This is a genomic window from Kitasatospora sp. NPDC114501 (genome assembly GCF_055633695.1).
On the sequence record NZ_JBVKDS010000033.1, the window covers coordinates 1 to 21,909 of the forward strand.

Genomic DNA, 21,909 nt, shown 5'->3' on the forward strand with positions numbered 1-21,909 from the left:
AGCTACCTCGCCGGCCTCCACCTCCGCGCCTCGATGATCTGGATCGACGACCTCCTGCGGACGACCGACTGATCACAACCTCACACAGGCCCTAGCAGCAACTGCCTCGACGTCCCCTATAACGACACCAGCCAGGGACTCGAGATCGTCCCCTGCAACAACACCGCCGCCCAGAACCTGACCGTCGACTCCACCAACGCCACCATCAGCCTGCGCGGCATGTGCGTCGACATCGCCGGAGGCAGCACCGCAAACGGCGCCGGCATCGGCCTGTCGACCTGCACCCCCGGTGCGTCGAACCAGGTCTGGCTCCCTCGGGCCGACGGCAGTCTCTACAACCCGGCGACCGACCACTGCCTCGACCTGCCCAACAACGACACCACCCCCGGCAGCCGTCTCGCCGCCTTCATCTGCAACGGCACACCCGCCCAGACCTGGAGCTTCCCCGCCCTCAGGACCCCGCCCCAGCCCGTCAACCCGTAGCCGCATACAACCCGCCGGGGCCCACGACGCGAACAGCGCCGTGGGCCCCGCCATTTGAAAGGCGATGGTTGATCTGACCGCTGCGCTCGTGCGCGTGGGTGCCGACGCTCGGCCGTCGGCCCCGCCCCGTGAGAGCTCGAGTACAGTGGCCTACAGCCTGACAGGCCCGGACTGCCGGCAGTACCGGCGGAACCAGCAAGGGCGACTACCTCACCACCGTCCGGAGGTGCGTCAGCAACGCGCCCCAGCGGAACTCCACCCAATTCGGCGCCGCCTGCCGTTGCGGCGCCTTCCAGCGCACCGGAGTTTCTGAGCACGAGGATTCGGGCCAGTACGACGGCACCGACAGCGAGGGTTGCTGCGACAACGACGCGGTTCCAGGATCCGGTGGCCCCGCACGGGCTGAGGCGCGGCTGCGTGACCTGCCGGGCAGGGTCGTGCGGATCACTTCGCTCCGGGAGTTCCACGTCCGCGACCGGCAGGCCCTGCTGGATGCGGCGGGTGAGCAGGGGTAGGAGCCGATGCCGGCCGACCAGCTCGACGACGGCGACCCGCACGACGTGGTCGGCGCGGTCATGTTGAACAGGTCAGTCAGCTGATCGACGTACTGCTCGGCGCCGTGACGCAGGAACGTCGCGGCCTCGTCGGGCGTCCAGCAGGTGCGCTCCGCGGCGCGGGCCTGGCCGGGACGGAGTGCTTGGCGGGGTTGTAGCGCAGCCCCCAGGCGCGCACCGCGTGGTTGAGAGCGTTGCGCAGGGTGGAGACGGTCCGGTGGACGGTGACCTTGCCGCGCTTGGCCTTGCGCTGGGCGGCGATCCAGCACTCGATGTGCTTGGGGCGCAGGTCCGGGAGACGGCACTGGCCGAAGGCGGGGATGAGGTCCCGCTCCACGCACGCCTCGTAGCCGGCGTAGGTGTTCGGCGCGAGCTCCTCCTTCTTCGCCGCCAGCCACTGGCGCAGGAAGCTCGCCACCATGGTGCGGCGGTCCTCGTACACCCCGCGCAGCTCATCGTTCAGGACCGCCTTCATCTCCCGCGCTGCCTCGGCGCGGGTGGCGAACCCACCGCGCTGGCGGGTGCGGCGCTTGCCTTCCTCCGAGGCCAGGTCGACGCAGTACGTCCACGTCCCGTGACCCGCCTCCTCCAGCAACCGCACGCACCACGGCCCCAACTGCTTCCCGTGACCGTCCGAACAACCACACTGCCGGTACACCCGACCCCGCTGCGCACGCTGTCCCATGAGCTTTCCCTTCTCTCGGACTGTGTGGTGCCTCTGGGGCAAGAGTGGCTGCCGTGTCGGGTGTGGCGGCAGAGCGCGAGGGGCGGTGCGCGAGGCACGTCAGAACCATCTGGCGAAGACACGCTCAAGACGACACACCGCGTGGAAGACGGCCCCGTGGGTCGGCTGACGGCATCGGCGCAAGGGCAGTCGGGCGGGCGTGGCGCCGTTCGCTGAAAACCCGACAGATCTCGATCGCAGGCTGTATCCGCGGTGCGGTGGTCGACCTGGGGACCATTTTGGGACCACACCTGATGAGCGCCCGTGGACGCTGGTGATCGGAAACGGACACTTGTGCGCAAAGTAAGCACTGGGCCACGGTCAGCAGTCCGCAGCGCTACTTCCGCGGAGAAGTCCCAACTCACTTGCGACTCATGGTCGTTGAGCAACAAAAAGGCCGAGACCTTGGGGTCCCGGCTGTCGACAATAAGTGAACCCCTTGACTGGGGGTCAAGGGGTTCAGTTGACCGTCGACCGTCCGCCCCGCGTCGCCACGGCTCGGTGCCGGCCGCTGATCAAGCGCATTTGACTACGAGGTCAGTTATAGCCGAAGTCGAACTTGACGGTGACTGGCGCGTGGTCGCTCCACCGTTCGGAGTGGGATGCGGCACGTTCGACGTAGGCCTCGATGGCCCTGTCGGCGAGGCCTTTTGTACAAACACTTAGGTCTACTCTCCAGCGGAACGACGCCTTTTGTAAAAGGTCCACCCGTTCGAGTGCAGCCTGTTCGAGGGTGTCTGCTGGCCTGGGTGGTAGGGGCTTCTAGTGAGCAGTATGACGTCGTTGGCGCCGGTTCGGGTGGTGGTTGGTTCGCGTGTCTCGGACACGCATGGGGACGAGGGCAAGGTGTCGCACCTGGTGCAGGCGGAGTCGGCGACGCGTCATGCGGTTTCGAAGGAGTGGGAGGTCGTCGGGTCCTTCGAGGACCTGGACGTCTCTGCCCAGATCACGCCGTGGAAGCGTCCCGACCTCTGGGCCGTGGCTCACCGAACGCCAGGGCGAGTGGGACGCGATGGTGTGGGCGAAGGTTGACCGGGCGTTTCGCTCTGCCAAGGACTGCGCGGACGTCGCGCACTGGGCGGAGGAGAACCACAAGGTGCTGGTGTTCACCGACGACGGGATCACTCTGGACTACCGGGAGGGGCGGGAGTCGTAGTTCGGGAACGAGCTGGTGAAGGTGTTCCTGATGCTGGCGTCGATCTTCGCGGAGATGGAGCTCAAGAGGATCAAGGCCCGCGTCACGGCCGCGCACAAGCATCTGCGCAAGACCGACCGGTGGGCTGGCGGGCAGCCGCCGTACGGGTACCGGATCGTGGACCGGCCTGGTGGTGGGCAAACGCTGAAGCCGGACCCGGTGACCTCCGAGGCCGTGCGGTATATGGGCAAGCTCCTCCTGGAGGGCCGGAGCCAGTGGATGATCGCCACGGCGCTGGAGGCCGCCGGGTTCGACACCCCCGCGACCCATGCGTACAAGAACCAGGGCGACACGTACACGAGCAAGCGCAAGACGCCGCCGTCGAACCACTGGAACCCGACCAGCGTGGGGAAGATCCTGCGCTCGCCGGCGACGATGGGGCTGAAGCTGGCCGGCCGCTCCGTGAAGGCGCGCAAGATCGCCCGTGACGCGAAGGGCCTGCCGATCCGGATGGCCAGCCCGCTGTTCTCGGAGGAGGAGTGGGCCGCGGTCCAGGCGGCGATGGACGAGCGGTCCGTTACGAAGGAGCGCTCGAACGGTGCTTCGCCGTGGCTGGAGGTGCCGCACTGCGATCGCTGCGGGGATCGGTTCTACCGTCAGCTGAACTTTGCGAAGAACGGGAAGGTGTACGAGTACTACCGGTGTGCGAAGACGGCTGGCAAGCCCGCCTGCAAAGGCCAGGCCATCAAGGGCCAGCGCGTCACGGCCGCGATCACCGCTCTGGTGGAGCGGTTAGCCAGGCTGGCGATGACGGTGCGCAGGTTCATCCCCGGCGAGGACCACACCGAGCAGCTCAACCACGTCACGCAGGCCATGCGCGACCTGCGCGAGGAGAAGCGCCGCAACCTGTTCGACTACCCCGGCGGCGACGACGAGTACGCCGAAGCCCTCGAAGTCCTCGTCGACGAACGCCGCCGCCTCGCAGCCCTCCCACAATGCCCCTCCACCTGGGTCGAAGTCGAGACCGGCCAGACCTTCGCCGACGCCTGGGCCCAGGCCGACCAGGAACACCGCCGCCAGCTCCTGCTCGGTCTCAAGGCCCGCCTCTACATGACACCCACCACGGACGGCTGGTACCTGCCCGCCGAACTTGAAGCACGCGTAGAGCAACTGCAACGCGCTGGAAGTTCGGCATAGTTCGCGAAGCGGACGAGCAACTGGCGGTCGTCATCGACAGGTTCGACGAGCCGCTTCCGCGTGGGGGGAGCGACTTCGGCGCTAGCCTTCACCCTCGGCTGCTGATAGTAAACAAGCCGAAGGTAAGGGCCGTCCCGTAATTGATCTTCGGGCGTCTCGGGCGCGGGCCGGTGCTCGGTAGTCGCCCGCCTCATGCGCCCTGGAGGAGGTTGTGCAGGCGGGCGACGCCGAGCATGGCGTGGTGGACGCCGTCGCCCTTGAGGCGGCAGTCGCGGAGGATCTTCCAGGTCTTCATCCGGGCGAAGACGTGCTCGACGCGGGCACGGACCTGCTTGTGCTCGGTCTGCCACTCGGTGAGCTCCCCGCCGCGTGGCCGGCGGTGAGGGATCACCAGGCCGGTGCCCGGGTAGCCGCCGTCAGCGATCGTCGTGGTCCGGCCGACCGCGGCCCTGGCGCCGGATTCCTCCCAGGCCTTGCAGTCGTTCCGGTTGCCGGGAAGGGGCTTGCCAACAGCGACGACCAGGCGGGTGTGGGCGTCGATGACCACCTGGTGGTTGGTGGAGTACCGGTAGTTCTTGGACCGCTCGGCGATCGTGTGGTCGCGGGTGGGGACCAGGGTGCCGTCGACGATCAGCACGGTGCCCTTGCGGAAGCGTTGCCGCGGCTTGAGCGCGAGCAGCGGGCCGATGTGGTTGACGATGCGATCGGCCGCCGACTTGGACACCCCGAACAGCGGCACGAGCTGCCGCAGCGTCAGGTTGGTGCGCCAGTAGGCCGCGACCAGCAGGACCCGGTCCTCGAGGGGCAGGCCCCATGGCCGGCCGGGGCGGCCCGTATCGGCGCCCTCGCGGCACAGCACTGTCATCAGCTTGCGGAAGTCGCGCGGGCTCAGCCCGGTGAACGGGGCTATCCAGGACGGCTCCGACGCCGTGATCACACCAGCCACCGCGAGATCATCCCACCGCTTCGGGACCCTCTTGCGTCAGTGCGGCCCGGCACCGCTCCACCTGGTCGGCCACCTGCTCCATGAACCAGCGCATGATCTCGTACGGGATGACGTGCTCGTCGTGGCTGTGGATGTGGACGGTCGGCTCCAGATCCGGATCCTCGTCGGGAATCACCGCCACGACGAAGGCGGCTCCGGGGAGGTGCGTCGCGGCGTTGGGGATCTCGGTCCACGCGGCCGGCGCCGGGACGGCCTCACTCAGCTCTACGCACCAGACGTCGTCAGGCAAGGCGTAGTGGAACTGGACGGCGTAGTGACGGCCTGCATGTTCTCGCAGCTCTGGCATGTCCGCAGGCTGCCACAGCCGCCGGGCTGGAGTCGCGCGGATATCGGCGAGGCCGACTGGTCGCCGCCGGGCCTGTCGCCCAGCAACTCGACCAGCGGTTACGGGACAGCCCTTAGGCAATACGTTGGTCGAGCGTCAGGCACTGTAGTCATCGAAGAGTCGGCCACGATCAAGCCCGGATCTGCCGAATCATCCAACCGAGGAGTCCTGGGCTGGCAGGATGGCCGGACCGGTAGTTGACGCCGGTGCTGGACGAGGAGCGTGTGTGGGACCGCATGTGATCAACGATCGATTCCTGCTGGTGGGAGACAGCGCGCGCAGCGGCGGTCTGTCGGAGGTGCGCAAGGCCGTCGACACAGCAAATAGCGACAGTGACAGGCAGTTCGCGGCGATCAAGTTACTCAAGCGGCGCGACGACGAAATCATCAAGGTCTTCCTGGAACGGGAGACCGCCGCACTCAAAGCTGTCGAGCACCCTCATATCGTGCGGATGCTGGAGTCGGGCTGGGACCCGGTTCTGGAGCGGTACTACATCGCCCTGGAGTGGGTGGAGCGCAGCCTGAAGGACGATCTACAGGCTCGCCGACCCGTCGGCTGGGACGCCTACTTCGAGAAGATCGGCAAGACCCTGGCGAGCGCGCTGGCACACGCGCACTCCCTGAACATCGAGCACCGTGACATCAAACCGGGCAATGTCCTGCTCACCGAGGCCGGAGTGCCCAAGCTCGCGGACTTCGGTATCGCCAAGATCCGTTCCAAGGTCGTAGTGACCGACGAGACCGTAGCCGAGTACCGTTCCAACCTGTACTCCCCGCCTGAACACGAGGATGCCGTGCCCTACGTGCGGGATGTCTTCGGCTACGGTGTCCTCGCCGTTCAGACGCTGTCCGGTAGCAAGGCCCGTGATTACCCGGACCTTAGGCCTGTCCTGGATGAGCTCGACCTTGCTACCGAGTTCCGCGAGATTCTGGGCTCGTGCATCGACTTCGACCCGAGAAAGCGGCCAGCTAACGCCGCAGTGCTCGAACAGCGCCTTCTTGAGGCCGAGTACATCTGCGCGGGTCGCCAGTCCCGCAAGAGCAACTTCTTCTGGTTCAAGCTCACTCGCTCCGCGGCCGCGAAGCTCGCCGAGACGCCCGAGGACGCGGAACCGGACTGGGACCGAGCCAGGAATGCAGTCCTCGCCGATCTGTCCGGCATCGTGCACGTCGACTACGGCTACAACCCGCAAACCGACGAGGTCGACCAGAGCACCCTGCGCCTGTTTGGTAAGTCCTGGTTCCTGCGGTTGCGTTCCGACGATCAGTATCCCGAACGTTCCGTGATCGTCCAGGCTCTCACCAAGCCCGACGAGTGGATGGCCCGACAGCGCAAGCACGTCCTTGCGCTTCCGCCGGTCCTTACCTGGACCTTTGATGACCCGGGTGAGGAACCCGCCTACCAGGGCCGCAACCTTCTGCTGGACCACCTCGACGACCATCTCGCCCGCCGGAAGGAGGAATACCAGGACGAACAGGCGCGCAACCTCGGAGATCTCTTCGAGGGGTGGCGCAGGCTCCTTGACGCCCGCGAGGAGGTCGCCGCCGGCGGACGCCAGGTCCTCGACTACGACCGGGTCACCGGATCCGGCCGCACCAGGGTGTTCCATCTGGCCAAGCCGGGTACCGCGCCTCCGGTCGGAGAAGAATGGTCCATCGCTCCTTTCGCACAGGCCAGGCCGGTAGAGCGCGGCGAAGTCACGGTGCAGTCCGAGGAGACTGTGGCGATCCGCTTCACTCGCCCCACCGCCAGAGTGCCAGACCGGGGTGTGCTGTTGCCGTTCCTCGGCCCCAGCCAGCAAGCCCTGAACCGGCAGCGGGATGCATTGACCACCGTCATGGCCGGGCAGAGTACCAACCAACTTCTGCGCGACATCATCGACAACCCCGCTGCCATCTCCTCCCAGCCACCCGCCGAGATCACCCACTGGTTCCGCGAGGATCTGGACAAGAGCAAACGCGACGTAGTCAAGCATGCTCTCGGATCCCAGGACCTTCTGCTGGTCGAAGGACCGCCAGGAACGGGCAAGACGACTGTCATCGCCGAGATCGTCGAACAGACCCTCGAACGTGATCCCAACGCGCGCATCCTCATCGTCAGTCAGACCCACATCGCCATCGACAACGCACTGCGCCGCATTGAGGAAGCCGGTGTTCAGGGACTGGTGCGCCTCGGACGGCCCGACGACCCCAGAGTCGCTGAAGGCGCCCAGCACCTTCTGTTGGACCGTCAGGTCAAGAAGTGGACCCAGCAGGTACGGGCCCGTGCAGAGTCCTACCTCGACGGCGTAGCCAACCGCGGGGGCGTGGAAGCGCGCCACCTCAAGGCTGCCCTTACTCTGGAAGAGCTCGCCTCGGTCGCCGCAGACCTGAACCACGTCACCCTCAAACTCGAAGAGCTCAACAGCCGGCCCGCTCCCGAGCGCACCACTTCTGCGCGCGATCTCGGCGAAGAACTCGTTACTGTCCGAGCTCGGCGGGACCAGCTTCTCGACCAGCGCCACGAGCTGTACGTCGAGGCTCAGCGAGTTCTCGCAGGCGACCTCACCTTGCGGGAGAATCTCACCCCTGGCGAGGCCCGGGACGCTGTGGAGGCCCTTCTGGGCCCTACCGGAAGCGGCCGGGATCTGATGCGGCTGCTGCGGCTGCAAGGACAGTGGCTGCAGCGCATCAGTACCGACCAGGATCTGCTTGCCGAGTTCCTGCGCACACGGCAGGTCGTCGGCGGAACCGCGATCGGCTTCCTGGGACACCCGGCGGCACGCGACCTGGAATTCGACCTGTGCATCTTCGATGAGGCCTCCAAGGCCACTGCGACCGAGGCCCTCGTACCTCTCGCCCGGTCCCAGCGGTGGGTGCTGGTCGGTGACACTCGCCAACTGCCGCCCATCGACGAGGACCTCCTTCGCGATAAAAAGATCATGGCGGACTACCAGCTCATCCCCGAACTGGTAACCACCACCCTGTTCCAGTACCTGGCCACCCACACCGCCCCTCCCATCCAGCACCTGCTGCGTGAGCAGTACCGCATGACCCCCGCCATCGGGAATATGATCTCGACCTGCTTCTACGGCGGTAAGCTGCTGTCGCCCAACCCCCACACGCTGCCGGGCTACGACCAGATCAACAAGCCCGTGCTGTGGCTCGACACCACCAAACTCCCCAGCCGCCGCGAGTCCGAGCGCACCAGCACCGAGACGAGCATCTCCAACCGCACTGAGGCAAAGCTCGCGGTCAAGCGCCTGGAGACAATCGACAAGGCCATTGACCGGCAGCTGATCAAGACTCCGCCCGGCTGCAAGCTGGACGTCCTGGCCATCGCCCCCTACGGCCGACAGGTCGAAGAACTCAATCGGCAACTCGCCGAGGTCAGGCTCAAGCATCTGGCAGTTGAGGTGCTGTCCGTCGATGCGGTGCAGGGCCGCGAGTGTGACTTGGCCGTCTTCTCCGTTACCCGCAGCAACGACTGGTCAGATTTCGGCTTCCTTGGCGAACCGTACTGGCGGCGCATCAACGTTGCTCTCTCCCGCGCGCGCTTCGGCCTCATCGTCGTGGGGGACGCAGCGTTCTGCCGCAGCAAACGCGGCGCGCTGCGCGATGTCCTCGACTACATGTCCAGCCACCCGCAGGAGTGCGAGGTCCGCGATGCCTACCTTTAGCGAGAACAGCCTGCTGCACATCCGTTTCCACAACGACCGCCAGGGACTGGAGCTCGTCGCCATCGTCGACGCTGGCATCCCCGTTGCTCTGGTCACCGCCGACATCCTCGCTCAGGACCGCAAGCCACTGCCCCTGCTCCAGGAATTCGTCCTCCACCTCGTCGGCGAGAACGTCGAGACCGAGGAAGCCATCGCTGGCATCCTCGGCCTGCCCCAGCGGATGGTCACCCACACCATCGCCCGGCAGTTCTCCGACGACCTGCTCACCTACACGCCACCGCGGCTCAGAAGCGATGCTGGGCCGGCCGCCCACAGGCTGCGCCTGACAGCCCGCGGTCACCAGACCGCCCACGACATGGCCGCCATCACTCCCGTGCAGGTCGGCCAGCCACTCGTCTACGATCAGCTTCTCGGTAAGGCCAAGCCCTACGACCGCCACACGGTCATCCCCCACCGCCAGGCCGAGGAAGAAGGCGTCGTCGTGCTACCCGCGCCCCATTCCGGGGTCGTGGAGGCCAGCGACATTCCAGTCCCCGACATCAACGCGCTGCTGCGCGAACGCGGGACCACCAACCGCGAAGTCCTGCTGGTCCGCGGAATCACCCAGGCCAAGGCCCGCCGCGTCATGCCGGCCAAGCTTCTCGTCTACGCAGACCCTGAGCGCACTGACATCCAACTCGGCGTCGTTGTGGACGGGGAGCTCAGCCACGCCCACGAGATTGCTCTCCTCAACCACGGCGGTGCCAAGGCTCTCGGTATCCAGGTCGAACCCGCGCCCGAACGTCCCGCGCTGGCCCCGGACCTCGAGCGCGCCCGTATCGACCTGTCGCAGGCCACCCGCCAACGCGCTGACCAGGCAGCAGCCCAGCTCGGTATCCAACAATCGGATGACCAAAGCCAGACTGGAGGAGCCGCAATACGGCGCGATCAGGTCCGCGCGATCAGCGTTTTCGAGCACCCCGACCTTCTGGACGAAGCCCTCACCCAGGCTCGACAACGCATCCTGATCATCTCCCCCTGGATCAAGAACGCCATCATCACCACCGATTTCCTCACCAAGCTCGAGAATCGGCTCAAGCGCGGCACCACCGTCCACATCGCCTACGGCTACCAGGACAACGACACCAAGACCGACCCTGCAGCCGTCCGCAAGCTCGAGAACCTAGCCCACCGCTACGCTGCCAAGCTCACAGTCGCCCGCCTGAAATCCACTCACGCGAAGATCCTCATCTTCGACGACACCTGGATCGCCACAAGCTTCAATTGGCTCTCCTTCCGTGGCGATCCCGACCGTACCTATCGCATGGAAGAGGGCACCCTCGTCAGCAACAGGCAAGCTGCCGACGACCAGTACCGCCGCTACATCGAACTGATTGATCAGGAACGCCGGTAGCCGAAGCAGGTCTGTTGGACCGTTCCCCATGTCCAGATAGTCGTCCTGCCCACCGGAACGCACCGCCCAACGGCTGGAACGGCAACCGGGTGCGGCGGCACCGGATCTCCCGCTCCACGCCTGGTTGACAGCTCGCCGACCGCTGGTAGCCGAATCCGATGGCGTGAGAAAGCCAGCTCGGCACAGAAGTCGGCCTCGACGGCTACAGTCGCCGCGCCGCCGCGACTGATGCTGTTGGTGGCTGCGGCGACTCAGCTCTTCCCGGCACGGTCGGGGATCTGCGGCTGCCCGATGAACGGTGCGATGGCCGCAGCGGTGAGCGGTGAGGACAGGTACGTCCCGAAGGTGTGGAAGTCGAAAGTGCCCATGGGCGTGTCGGCGTGTTGGTCTACCGGGAACCGGTCGCCGAGCCGATGGGGAATCGCGACCAGGTCACCCGTGTCGGCGAGGTTCACCCAGTAGCCGACCCCGGCCGGCCGCGCACCGCGGTCGTCGAGCGGTGCGGGGACCAGGTGGTCGAAGACCCCGCCCGGCAGCCCGAGCGGAGAGCCCAGGGTCACGAAGCAGTCCACGGCCAGGTCCGGGTGTGCATGGAGCGCCTCGTACGCGACGACCGAGCCGAGGGAGTGGGCCAGGACCACCTGAGGACGTGCCCGCCGAACCAACTCGGCCACCACGGACTGGGCGGCGGCCCGCACCTCCGGAACGTGGAGGTAGCGGCGGACCTCGCCCGCGAGCCGGACGGCGAGCCGCGTGACGGTCGTGAGGGGAATGCCGCGGCGCCGCGAGACCCAGGACAGGAGCTGCCGCAGTGGCGCGGTGGCCAGTCCTTGTCGCTCCTGCAGAGTCGGCGAACCCATGGACAATGCCCAGGCGACGACGATGGCTTGCTCCTGTGAACCGAGGGAGCTCAGGCCCGGGACGCCAGCCTGCCGCTCGGCGGCGGTCGTGTGGTGGGCGTAGTACGCGACGTGCAGGGGCGGGAGTGGATGGTCGTCGAGCCCGGCGGACGTGAGCCCCTGACGGAGCTTGGGCCCCCACCGCGTCGACAATTCGGCGGCCGCCTCGTCTGGTGAACGGTCGCTCAGGTGGTTGGCGATGCCGTGCACCGCGACGATCGTCATTGCTCTGATCCTTCCTCCGGGAGGCAGTACACGGCGTACGCCGGGAACTGCCACGGCCCGCCCGCGGTCACACCGCGGACCTCGCTGATCTCGTACCAGCGCGCGTCCAGCCGAACGACTTCCAAGCCGTCGGGCTCAAGTACGGTGACAAGGGCCTCCTGGAGCTCGGCCGCTGTCGCTGTGATGGGCCGGGAGTAGACCACATCGCAGGAGGGCGGCTTTCCTTCCTCCCACTCGTCGACGGTGTGCAGCTCCCAGCCGTCCGCGCGGGCGTCGCCGCACAGGAGTTCGCCAGGCAGCCAGGCCAGGACGTGGGTGACGTGGACGATGGGCTGGGTCGGCCGGGTCACCGAAGTGTTCGCGGTATCGGTCCAGTCCAGCGCCGCGACCTGGCCGTCCCGGCTGCCCGTGAGTACACCGCCGGCGTGGGAAATGAGGGTGTGCACCGGCTCCCGCATGAGGGTCGGAGACCCGAGCGGCTCGCCGGACCGGACGTCCCATGCCCGGAGCGCCGGCTCTGCGGTCGCGGCCACGAAGGTCGGTCGGCCGTCCACGTGGGCCATCGTCATCGCTTGCGGATCACGGGTGGTGACCGTGCTGAGGCACGCGCCGGTCAGGAGGTCCCGGATCCGCACCTGGCCGCCGTCTGACGACCGCTCGGCTGCGTACGGGCGTCCGCCTGCCGCCCCGACCGCTCCGACCCGGTCCAGCGTGAGTGACTGCCGCAGGGTCCCGTCGGCCAACGACCGGATGCAGACATGCCGTTCGTCGTGGACGGAGATCAGGACCAGTTCGCCGCCCGCCTCGCAGACGGCCAACATGGTGACCGGGCCCTGTGGCCCGGTGAGGACGCGGGACGGCGACCGCGCCGAGGAGTCCCACACCTGAATCGTGCCGTCGGCGAGGCCGACCACGGCTCGGACTGAGGCCCCATAAGGGACGGCGGTCAACGCGGTGGCCGTGCCGGGTAGGGCGATCGTCGATTCCAGGGTGCCGTTGGCGAGGTTCCAGATGTCGAGTTCGTTCTCCGCAGTCGTCGTGACGACGTAGGCCGCGTCCTCGACTGTCACGGCGGCAGCGTGGGTGAGCCTCCCGAGTTCACCGAGTTGGTGCTCTTCGCAGCCGGAGTCCATGGCCCAGGCCTTGACCTCGCCGAACGTCAGATCGGCGCTGATGGCGAGTTCCGATCCGCTGAGCCGGACGGTGCCGAGGACCGTGACGGGGTGCCAGAGGTTCTGGCCATGACCGGAGCGGGGGCACACGTCGAGGTCCCACACCCGGAGGTTGCCGTCGCGATGTGCCGTCAGCGCAAGGCGGTGGCGGTCGAGCCGACGGACGTCGGCGAACGCCAGTCCCCGGTCCTTGGGCAGCGTGATCATCTGGACCGTTTCGCCGTTCGTGCGGAAGGCACTCAGCTGGCGGTCGTATGCGACGAGGGTGAACAGCGGGGCGGGCGAACCGCTGTGATGGATCTGCACCTCCTGGCGCGGGCCGTCCGTGGAGAGGACGACAGGCCGCCCGTCCAGTTCGCGGAGCACCCTCGTCCGTGGGTCGTCGCGATCGGTGGAGAGGACATGAAAGCTGAGGGAACCGTCCGCCGACTCCACGCCGAGCAGCGAATCTATGGCGGCGTCCCCGGCGTCCGCGGTGTGGAGGACGCTGCCGAGTTCCTCGTTCAGCAGGTCGACCAGGCTGATCTCACCAGTGATGCGGCCGACCGCGAGTACCGTGTCGTCCCCGGTGCCGACGACGGTCGCAGCCGACACCCGGGCGCCGTCGAGGCGGGTCTCGCCAACGGCGACACCCGTGGCGGGATCGTGCAACCGGACGATGTTCCGTTCGGTGACCGAGACGATCACTGACCGCTCGTCCAGGTCCGCGGCGGCCAGCTGGGTGATGCCGCCCCCGGCCTTCGGGGGCACCGAGAATTGCCGGCACGCCTGCTCGGGCCCCGGTGTGACGTCCCACGCCTGGAGGGAGCCGTCGGCACCGCCGATCACCACGAGCGGGCGCCGACCGACGGAGGCCAGAGCCACGGCTGATACAGAGGTGCCCAGGTCGGACTCGTTGATGAGGTACAGCAGCGACTGCTCGACCAGGCCGGTGCTCCACCGCGGGCGGAGCGTGTCCCGGTCGTCGTCGAGGCGGCGGGCGATCCCGGCTGCCCGGTAGGTGACAAGCTGTTGCCGAAGCAGAGTGCGGCGTACCTCCAAGGGCGCGGGGCCGCCGGTCAGACCGCTGAGGCCGAAGCGGCCGAAGGCTGTCCGGTAGGCGACACCGGCGCGCCGCGCCGTCGGGGCCTTCGCCCGGTGGACCGTGCGCCACGCGGCGGTGTGATCCGCGCGGATCAGGTACTCCGGATCGAGGAGTAGCTGGTCGACGGCAGAACCACCGGGCACGGCGCCGGCATGGTCCATGAGGTGCCGCAGCAGGTACGGCGCCGCGAGGTCCCACCGGGGTGCCTGGGCGGAGTGCTGCCCGGGAACTGCCGACAGCAGCTCGTCGAAAAGGAGGACGGCGAGGTCGTCGGGCTCGGCCGCGGTGCCGCGGAAGTGTTCGACGAGCGATTCGTGGAAAAAGCGGTAGAGCTGACGTCCGTCTGTGTCGACCGTCGTGCGCAGGTAGAAGCGGGCGGCGGCGAGAAGCTCGCGGGCCCGGCCGGGAACGAGCGGCTTGAGTTTTTGGCGTGCCGCCGCAGCCGCGGCGGTGGTAGCCGCCATTACCAACTCCAGCGGCATGCCCTGGCCGCGCGCCTGCGCCAGCCCCACCATCAGATGACGCATCCACGGGTCTGCGTCGAGCGTGGCCCGCAGGTGCAGTTCGAGCAGGTGCGGAAGGTCCGGCGGCAGGAGCGCGACCGCCTCCTCCGGACCCAGTGGTGTGCCAGTTCGAAGGAAGTCGGCGAAGAGCGAGGCGAGGAGGAAGGTGCCGCCGTCGGGTCGGCGGGTGATGGCGGTGGCAACCGCACGGGCCACGGGCTCGCGGACGGCCTCGTCTCCGTAGTGCGCCACACCGGACAGGACGTCGGAGAGGTAGGTGGCGAGGTCGTCCGCGAGATCCTCGGCACTTGTCGAGGTGTCCAGGTCGAGCAGGACTCCGTGGTCGCGTGCCTCGCCGAGCAGTGCGTTGTCACGGAGCAGCACGTCGTCATGGAGCAGGGCGTTGCCCGCCTGCGGCGGGCGCATCCCCACGAGCACCCGGAAGAGCGGGCGGCCGTCGGCGCGGTCCCGGTACAGCAGCTGGCGCAACAGGCCGTCGACGATGCGGGCGCTTTCCGAGGCCTCGTCGACTGCGTCGAGGACGAGCACCACCGGTTCCGGCAGGTTCTCGGCGGCAAGGAGGAGCTCTTCCAGGGCCTTCTCGTTGCTGCCAGCTGCGGTCGGCGCGGTGCCCTCGGGAGCGAGCTGGGCCCTGATCGAGGCGATCACCTCGTCCATGCCCCGGTGGCGCGCGTGGACCGCGACGAGGGTCGGACACCGCCGCTGGGGGCGGTGTTGCGCGGGGATTCGACTGGTCAGGAGCGTGCTTAGTTCGGCGAGCTGGGGGTGAGCCAGGAACACTGTCACGCCCAGCAGCGCGGACTTTCCGGAGCCGGGGCTCCCGGTGACCAGCATCAGCGGTTCGTCGCTCGCCAACCAGGCGCGGACCAGGTCCAGTTCACGGGTTCGCCCGGTGAACAGGCAGCCGGTCATCGCGGCGTCGTCGTGCGGGCGGCCGGATGCCCGGGTGAGGAAGTGCACCGGATCCAGGCCAGGGTCGAACTCCGACGCCATCTCCCTCAGAGCCGACCGCAGCCGGGTGCGGAGCCGTAGCCAGCCGTCGGTACTGAAGGCTGGGTTCGGGAAGAACTCCGGTACCGGCATCGACGCGGCCCGGCGCGGTGAGTGCACTACGGTCTGCGGGTAACCCGCGTCGAGGCGGACCAGTTCCCGCGCGATCTCGTCGGCGAACGCCTCCACCGGTACGTGGGACAGCGCGGGGGAGATGTCCAGGTCCCCCAGGCGGAGCCGCTCCAGGACACGGGCTGCGGCCTGGGTGAACCGCGCGCCGAAGGTGCTCTCGTCCCCGGCGCAGGCGGCGATCACCCAGCTCCTGCGGTCGGCCTCGGGAACGTCCTGGAAGACCTGGAAGTCCGTAGCGGCACCCGCACCGCAGACATCGAGCAGGAACAGGACCGGCGAGGGGTCGGAGCCGTGTTCGACTTCGTTGAGCCAGCGGCCGACATCGATCGCCGAACCCGGGAGGTCGGCCGGGCGGCTGTCGTGCACGGGCAGGTACAGCACCCGGCCGCGCGTGACCCCGTGACCGGCGAAGAGGACGACGCACGGCTGGCCTGCCGAATCGCGCCGCAGCGCACGCCAGCTCGCCTCCACACCGGCCCGGTCCCGGTCGATCACCGGCGCGCCGGTGTCCAGGCCTTCGAAGAGCGAGAGCACGGCGCCGAGTTCACGTACCCGCGGTGCGACCGACGACAATGGCGTGAAGTCCTCCGACGTGGGCGTCCACTCCTCGTCGACCGTACTCTGAAATGCCCCAACTCCGAGCAGGAGCGCTCGAACCATCATCCCCCCGTGGCTGTGCGAGTCGAGCTACAGGCTACCGGGGACTGAGCCCAAATCCACCGAGCTGGTTTCAGGGTGATGGTTTCGGTGGTCTTGTCGGGTTGGTGGTCTGGAGGGTGTGAAGTGTCTGCTGGTCTGTCCAGCTCTTCCACGTCGGCTCCGGTCGGGCCCTTGCGGGCGGGTGGTCGGGGGCCGATCAGGTGGGGTGGGGCGTGGGCGGCGTCGAGGAGGTCGGTGAACGCGTGCCGCCAGGGCCATCGGTCGGGCAGATGGAGTGTCAGCCCACGAGCTGAACGGGCCAGCCGGGCAGGGACGTTGACCAGATGGCTCGCAACGTGGCAGCGGTGGCTCTGGCGTGGAAGGAACCGGCGATGCTGCCGGCGGTCCGCAGCAGGTTGCGGGCGATGGCCCACAGGGTCAGCCACGCGTTGTTCGCCTGGAAGTTCCCGGAGGGAAGGTGGGCCAGGGCCGATCCCTTGCCGTCCGCGATGAGCTGCTCGACCACGGCGTTCTGGCGGTGCTGCAACTCGGCTTGCAGCATGGCGAAGGGGCTGTCGGTGACCACCGGGTAGTAGCGCCAGGTGGTGAACAACTCGCCCTGCCCGGCCGCGACTTCGGTGCTCAGCCGGCGGACCCGGCGCACGATCAGGCGGGCGGTGACGTGTTCGGCTCTCCGGCGTCCGGTGAAGGCGGTGTAGGTGGTTTCGGCGACCTCGGCGTCGGAGACCAGTTCACCGGTGCCGGGGTCGGTGAAACGCCTCGGGGTAGCGGATCGGAATCCAGGCATCCACGTCGATGGTCGCGGCGGCGGCGGCGTCACTCGTCGATATCAAAGTCGGAGTATAGCTGTTCCGTGGGCACAACTGCTTCGGGGACCAGGTCTGCGGCGTCAGTCGGGTCTAGCACGTCGTCTTCGTCTTCGTGGGGGAGCGCGTACTGGTCGGCCAGCCTCGCCAGATGCAGGACCAGCGGCAGCCCGAGTGCGTCGCGATACTCCTCGCTGAACCGCTGTTGGTGGACGAAGGCCGCCCACGCCTCGGCGTCGTCTCCCGGCTGCAGGCAAGCGACGGTGAACTCCAGCAGGCTCGGGTTCCAGGCGTTCGCAGTGGGGCGGTATGCATCCCGCCCACTCGGGTTGACGTGCGGGGTCAGCTTGGCGTCGTCGTTGGTCAGACCGGTCTGCGTACTCGACTTGTCGGCCGTGCTGTAGAAGACGCGGCCCGACCCGTCGGGCTCCGTTGGCACCCAGAGCCCCTTGGCGATGCCGCCGCGCTGCTGGCTGGCGAGGTCTGCGGTGAGCTCCTCCCGCTCAGCCCACCACTGCGCCGTCTCATCCCCGGTGGCGTCAGCGATCCGGACGACCCGCAACCCCTTGCCGTACAGGCCGATCCGCTGGGTCGGACCGCCGTCGAGCCCGATCCTGTCTCGCTCCAGCCCGTTGTTCCGCAGCCACGGCCAGCGCTTGCGGACGTCCTGGGCGTGGGCCAGGACCAGGGTGGGGGTGCTGCGCAGCCGGGACAGCGTGTTCTTGATGAACGCTGCCGTGAGGGCCGACTGAGCCGGCTCGCTCCGCAACTCCTTAGCCCGCGCCCGCCCGGTGAGCGACTTCAGCAGCACTGGGTAGGGCGCCCACTCCTGCATGTCGGCACTCCGGCCGAGGACACAGGTGGCGCCGGGACGGATCAGTACTGCGATCGGGGTGAATTGCGGCTTGCCGGTCGGCCCGTCGCTCCGGCGTTCGACCAGGTGGAAGGCGACCTGATTCAGCCCCTCCAAGATCAGCTCGCCCAAGGTGTGTTGGGGTACGAGCCGCAGCCCGAGCTGGCGGAGGGCGTCCGCCCACGCGGCCTCGGCCCGAAGAGCGGCTTCCTCAGCCGCCTTCTTTGGCTCGCCGTCGGTGTCCAGCGGCCGGATGAACTGGGTGACCAACCCGCCGTCCGCGCAGCCCAGCCGGATCGCGTGCTTCGGGTCGGCACGCCGCCGGGGGCCGCGGTACACATCAAGGCCCTCCAGCTCGACGAGAGCGAGCTGGGCGCCGGGTACCCGCTCGCGCAGCGCTGCCACCTCGGCGGCGACCAGCCGCCGCCGGTCGGCGATCGCCTCGTCGTGCTCGATGCCGATCCGCGGGACGCGATCACGGCCGAGCGGTTCGCCGAGTGCGCCCAGCGGATGGGCGTGGAGCCGCACCGTGAGTTCAGGGGTCTTCCACGTCCAGCTGTTCGGGCCGTGTTCGGCCCGCCCGTCGACCAGGCCGAGTCCCTTCTCGGCGGCGGCGACCAGCCGGTCGCGTTGACCGTCCGACTGGTACAGCAGTACGCCGATGAGCTCGGCGTCGGGCAGTGTCGACGATCAGGGAATTCCCCACCTGGAGCGGTGTTGGCGTCACGTAATTCCCCACCCGGACGTTCACGTAATTCCCCATGGGGACGGCGGTCGATGGGCGTCCCGTCCGTTGGTGCCCGGACTCCCAGGTCGGATGATCAGTGCACGACATTCGCCGGTTGGGGTGGTTTGAGCGGTAGGTAGTGATCTATCCAGATTCTCCTGATTCCCCATGGGCATGCCGGAGTCCGGATTGAGGGCCCGGCCATCGCGAAGGCGCCGTGTTCCTCGATCTTCGGACCGAGAGGTCAACGGACGCACCGGATGGCAAGGAGAACGTTCACCGTGGTCGACGTCATCGAGATCTACGTTCACTGGTACGCCGGCCGCTCGAAGAGCCAAGTTGCCGCGTCGCTGGGGCTGGATCGAAAGACGATCAGGAAGTACCTGGGGCCGGCGGAGGCCGCCGGAATCACCCCGGGCGGGCCGCCGATGAGCGAGGCGGACTGGGCAAATCTGATCAAGAACTGGTTCCCAAACCTCGCCAGCCGGCGGCTGAACCAGATCACCTGGCCCGAGATCGACCAGCACCGCGACTACATCAAGGGTCTGCTGGGCACATCCACGATCAGCACGATCCACCAACGCCTGCGTGACAAGGGAAAGTTGAAGGCGTCGATCTCGTCGTTCCGGCGCTGGGTACACGCGAACCTGCCGGACGAGGCGGTCAGGTCGAAGGTCACCGTGCTGCGGGACGACGTCGAGCCGGGCTCGGAGGCCCAGATCGACTACGGCTTCCTGGGCCAGTGGATCAACACGTCAACCGGCAAACGGCATCGGATCTGGGCGTTCGTGATGGTCCTGCCCTGCTCGCGGCACATGTTCGTCCGCCCGGTGGTCCACATGGACCAGCACGCCTGGACCGAGGCCCACGTCGAGGCCTTCCGCTACTTCGGAGGCGCCCCGCGCCGGCTGGTGCCGGACAACCTGCGGACGGGCGTCGACAAGCCCGACCTCTACGACCCTAAGATCAACAAGGCGTATGCCGAACTCGCCACCTGATACGGCGCGTTGGTCGATCCGGCGAGAGCCTCGCATCCCAAGGACAAGCCGCGGGTCGAACGGCCGATGCCCTACATCCGCGACTCGTTCTGGAGCGGGCGCCAGTTCACCTCGATCGAGCACATGCAGGCCGAAGCCGTCACATGGGCCCTGAACGTGGCCGGGCGGCGGCAGTGCCGACCGCTCGGCGGGGCCAGTCCGCTGGCAGTGTGCGAGGCCGTGGAGGCCGAGGCCCTGCTGCCGCTGCCGGACGCACCGTTCGTGCTCGCCCGCTGGTCCACCGCCATGGTCGGCCCGGACATCCACATCAAGGTCGGCCGCACCCTCTACTCGATGCCCTGGAAGCTGATCGGCCGACGCGTCGACGTCCGCTCGACCGCCACCATGGTCCAGGTGTTCCACGACGGCGAGCTGGTCAAGACCCACGCCGCCCTTGACCAGGGAAAACGCACCGACAGAGGCGACTACCCGCCAGAGAAGATCGCCTTCCAGATGAAGACGCCGATCTGGTGCCGCACCCAGGCGGTTGAGGTCGGGGACGCCTGCCGCGAGGTGATCGACCAGCTGCGGGAGGTCAACGCGCTCTACCGGCTCCGCGCCGCCCAGGGGATCCTCGGTCTGCGGAAGAAGTACGGCGACCAGCGGCTGGAGGCCGCCTGCACCAAGGCCATCACGGTCGGCGACCCGTCCTACCGCACCATCAAGGGCATCCTGATCGCCGGCACCGAGACCGACCCCGAGCCGGAGACCGGCGACGCCGGGGCCGCGGCCTTCCTCCACGGCCCCCAGCAGTTGTTCGCCTCCGCTATCCCCACCCAGACCCAGGATGAACTCCGCGGTGACCAGGGTCGCGACGATGCTGAGGAGGCCGCACGATGAGCGTGATGGACACCGCCCTGCGCGAGTCGCTCAAGGCGCTTCGCTTGTCCGGGATGCTGGAAACCCTCGATGCCCGTCTGGCCCAGGCCCACGGCGGCGAGCTCGGGCACCTGGACTTCCTCCAGGTCCTGTGTCAGGACGAGATCACCCGCCGCGAGACCGTCGCCTTCCAACGGCGCCTGCAGAAAGCGAGGTTCGAGCAGCAGGTCACCTTGGAGGAGTTCGACTTCACCGCCTCCCCGAAGCTGCCCGCGGCCCAGATCCGCGACCTGGCGGCCCTGCGCTGGCTCCACGCCGGCGAGTCCGTAATTCTGTTCGGGCCGGTCGGCGTCGGGAAGACACACGTCGCCCAGGCTCTCGGGCACCTGGCCGTCCGTCAGGGGGCGAACGTCCGCTTCGCCAAGACCAGCCGGATCCTGGCCGATCTGGCCGGTGGCCACGCGGACCGCACTTGGGACAAGCGGATGCGCGAGCTGATCCGCCCGGACGTGCTCATCCTCGACGACTTCGCGATGCGCCAGCTGTCCGCGGCCCAGGCCGACGACCTCTACGAGCTGGTCAGCGAGCGGCAGGGCAGGTCCCTGATCATCACCAGCAACAGGGCTCCCAGCGACTGGTATCCGCTATTCCCGAACCCCGTCGTCGCCGAATCGCTCGTGGACCGGCTGATCAACACCAGCCATCAGGTCATCATGAACGGCCCCAGCTACCGGCCCAACAAGCGACCCAAGAACCCGGCTGACCGGCCGCCGACCGGATAGAGCCTGTCTGGCAGCACGGGGCTGCGGCAATGCCACTTGTTCGCGGCCCCGCGATCTTGGAGGATCGGCCTATGCCTGAAGCTCCCGACATCCCGACTGCCTGGCGCTGCTGGAACGCACTCCCGGAACCCGGCAAGGGGATCCGTTGGTCGTCGAAGCCGCGCACGCCCACCCGAAACTCCGCGGCTTCTACCCGTGGCCGAGCCGCGGCACATTGAAGTTCCTGCGATCCGCCCCTCCATGGGATGGGCACCACGACGACCTACCGTTCATCGTCTGCGGCGGACCGCCCTACAAGGTCTACACGTCCGGCTACAGCACCCTCCTCGGTGAAGCAGCGACACCCATGGAAGCCGCCGCTCTTGTGGTGGTGCATCTGCCGACAGACAGTGCGATCTTGGACGAGTGAGTCAGGTCAGAGCCTGGGGAATTACGTGACTGCGGGCCTGGGGAATTACGTGATCGTCGACAGGCGACGGAGAAACGCGTGAATGAGGGGCCATTCGGCACCAGGGAGGAGTCCGGCAGCAGGTACACCGAGGCGCCCTTGCGATAGGGGAGCCATACTTTGCCGCTGATGAAGCGGCGGACCCTGCACTGAGGTGGACACGGGGGACTGGGGAGAAGGGGACGGTACGCACACGAACTCGTCCTGTCGTTCGGGACTCAGCTGTTCCTACAAGACTTCAGCGGAGCTCAGAACTTGGGGGCGAGCCTCTGCGAG

General features: G+C 67.8%; 13 protein-coding genes and 3 pseudogenes. 8 read left to right on the plus strand and 8 right to left on the minus strand.

Annotated features, from left to right (window positions below):
* Positions 1–105: 105 nt before the first annotated feature.
* Positions 106–483 (plus strand): annotated as a pseudogene (locus ACZ7RU_RS36510) (ricin-type beta-trefoil lectin domain protein); the annotation flags it as partial.
* A gap of 591 nt (positions 484–1,074) precedes the next feature.
* On the opposite strand, the gene ACZ7RU_RS36515 reads toward ACZ7RU_RS36510, so the two are convergent.
* A complete protein-coding gene (locus ACZ7RU_RS36515; protein WP_470345316.1) occupies positions 1,075–1,638 on the minus strand; it encodes a tyrosine-type recombinase/integrase in 564 nt (187 codons plus the stop codon).
* 660 nt (positions 1,639–2,298) lie between these two features.
* A pseudogene (locus tag ACZ7RU_RS36520) lies at positions 2,299–2,439 on the minus strand (exodeoxyribonuclease III); the annotation flags it as partial.
* 337 nt (positions 2,440–2,776) lie between these two features.
* Between ACZ7RU_RS36520 and ACZ7RU_RS36525 the strand changes: the two are divergent.
* The gene (locus ACZ7RU_RS36525) at positions 2,777–2,917 is read left to right on the plus strand and encodes a hypothetical protein (RefSeq protein WP_470345317.1); all 141 of its coding nucleotides are present in this window, start codon (positions 2,777–2,779) and stop codon (positions 2,915–2,917) included.
* Between the two features lie 15 nt (positions 2,918–2,932).
* Complete coding sequence (locus ACZ7RU_RS36530) at positions 2,933–4,093, plus strand: recombinase family protein (protein WP_470345318.1); 1,161 nt, start codon at positions 2,933–2,935, stop codon at positions 4,091–4,093.
* A gap of 190 nt (positions 4,094–4,283) precedes the next feature.
* Here the strand turns inward: ACZ7RU_RS36530 and ACZ7RU_RS36535 are convergent, their stop codons facing one another.
* Together ACZ7RU_RS36535 and ACZ7RU_RS36540 are read right to left on the minus strand one after the other, a co-directional pair.
* Entirely contained in the window at positions 4,284–5,039 is a 756-nt protein-coding gene (locus ACZ7RU_RS36535; protein WP_470345319.1) for a transposase, read from the minus strand.
* Between the two features lie 7 nt (positions 5,040–5,046).
* Positions 5,047–5,385, minus strand: coding sequence for a hypothetical protein (locus ACZ7RU_RS36540; RefSeq protein WP_470345320.1), 339 nt, complete (start codon positions 5,383–5,385; stop codon positions 5,047–5,049).
* 265 nt (positions 5,386–5,650) lie between these two features.
* On the opposite strand from ACZ7RU_RS36540, the gene ACZ7RU_RS36545 reads away from it, so the two are divergent.
* The gene (locus ACZ7RU_RS36545) at positions 5,651–9,082 is read left to right on the plus strand and encodes an AAA domain-containing protein (RefSeq protein ID WP_470345321.1); all 3,432 of its coding nucleotides are present in this window, start codon (positions 5,651–5,653) and stop codon (positions 9,080–9,082) included.
* Positions 9,069–10,475, plus strand: a complete 1,407-nt coding sequence (locus ACZ7RU_RS36550) for a phospholipase D-like domain-containing protein (RefSeq protein WP_470345322.1) — start codon at positions 9,069–9,071, stop codon at positions 10,473–10,475. The genes ACZ7RU_RS36545 and ACZ7RU_RS36550 overlap by 14 nt, the downstream gene beginning before the upstream one ends.
* 251 nt (positions 10,476–10,726) lie before the next feature.
* Here ACZ7RU_RS36550 and ACZ7RU_RS36555 read toward each other — a convergent pair whose 3' ends face one another.
* The 4 genes from ACZ7RU_RS36555 to ACZ7RU_RS36570 form a co-directional block, all read right to left on the minus strand.
* A complete protein-coding gene (locus ACZ7RU_RS36555) occupies positions 10,727–11,599 on the minus strand; it encodes a serine peptidase (RefSeq protein WP_470345323.1) in 873 nt (290 codons plus the stop codon).
* Positions 11,596–15,996: an AAA family ATPase gene (locus tag ACZ7RU_RS36560; protein WP_470345324.1), complete on the minus strand. Its 4,401-nt coding sequence runs from the start codon at positions 15,994–15,996 to the stop codon at positions 11,596–11,598. The genes ACZ7RU_RS36555 and ACZ7RU_RS36560 overlap by 4 nt, the downstream gene beginning before the upstream one ends.
* A gap of 442 nt (positions 15,997–16,438) precedes the next feature.
* The gene (locus ACZ7RU_RS36565) at positions 16,439–16,948 is read right to left on the minus strand and encodes a hypothetical protein (protein WP_470345325.1); all 510 of its coding nucleotides are present in this window, start codon (positions 16,946–16,948) and stop codon (positions 16,439–16,441) included.
* Between the two features lie 29 nt (positions 16,949–16,977).
* The gene (locus ACZ7RU_RS36570) at positions 16,978–18,348 is read right to left on the minus strand and encodes an RNaseH domain-containing protein (protein WP_470345326.1); all 1,371 of its coding nucleotides are present in this window, start codon (positions 18,346–18,348) and stop codon (positions 16,978–16,980) included.
* Positions 18,349–18,828: 480 nt separating this feature from the next.
* On the opposite strand from ACZ7RU_RS36570, the pseudogene istA reads away from it, so the two are divergent.
* From istA to ACZ7RU_RS36585, 3 genes and pseudogenes are all read left to right on the plus strand, one after another.
* Positions 18,829–20,424 (plus strand): annotated as a pseudogene (gene istA / locus ACZ7RU_RS36575) (IS21 family transposase).
* Positions 20,421–21,185, plus strand: coding sequence for an IS21-like element helper ATPase IstB (istB, locus tag ACZ7RU_RS36580; RefSeq protein ID WP_470345327.1), 765 nt, complete (start codon positions 20,421–20,423; stop codon positions 21,183–21,185). The pseudogene istA and the gene istB overlap by 4 nt, the downstream one beginning before the upstream one ends.
* A gap of 109 nt (positions 21,186–21,294) precedes the next feature.
* Positions 21,295–21,594 (plus strand): DUF6193 family natural product biosynthesis protein, encoded by a 300-nt coding sequence (locus tag ACZ7RU_RS36585; RefSeq protein WP_470345331.1) that lies wholly within the window; start codon positions 21,295–21,297, stop codon positions 21,592–21,594.
* The last annotated feature ends 315 nt before the right edge of the window (positions 21,595–21,909 follow it).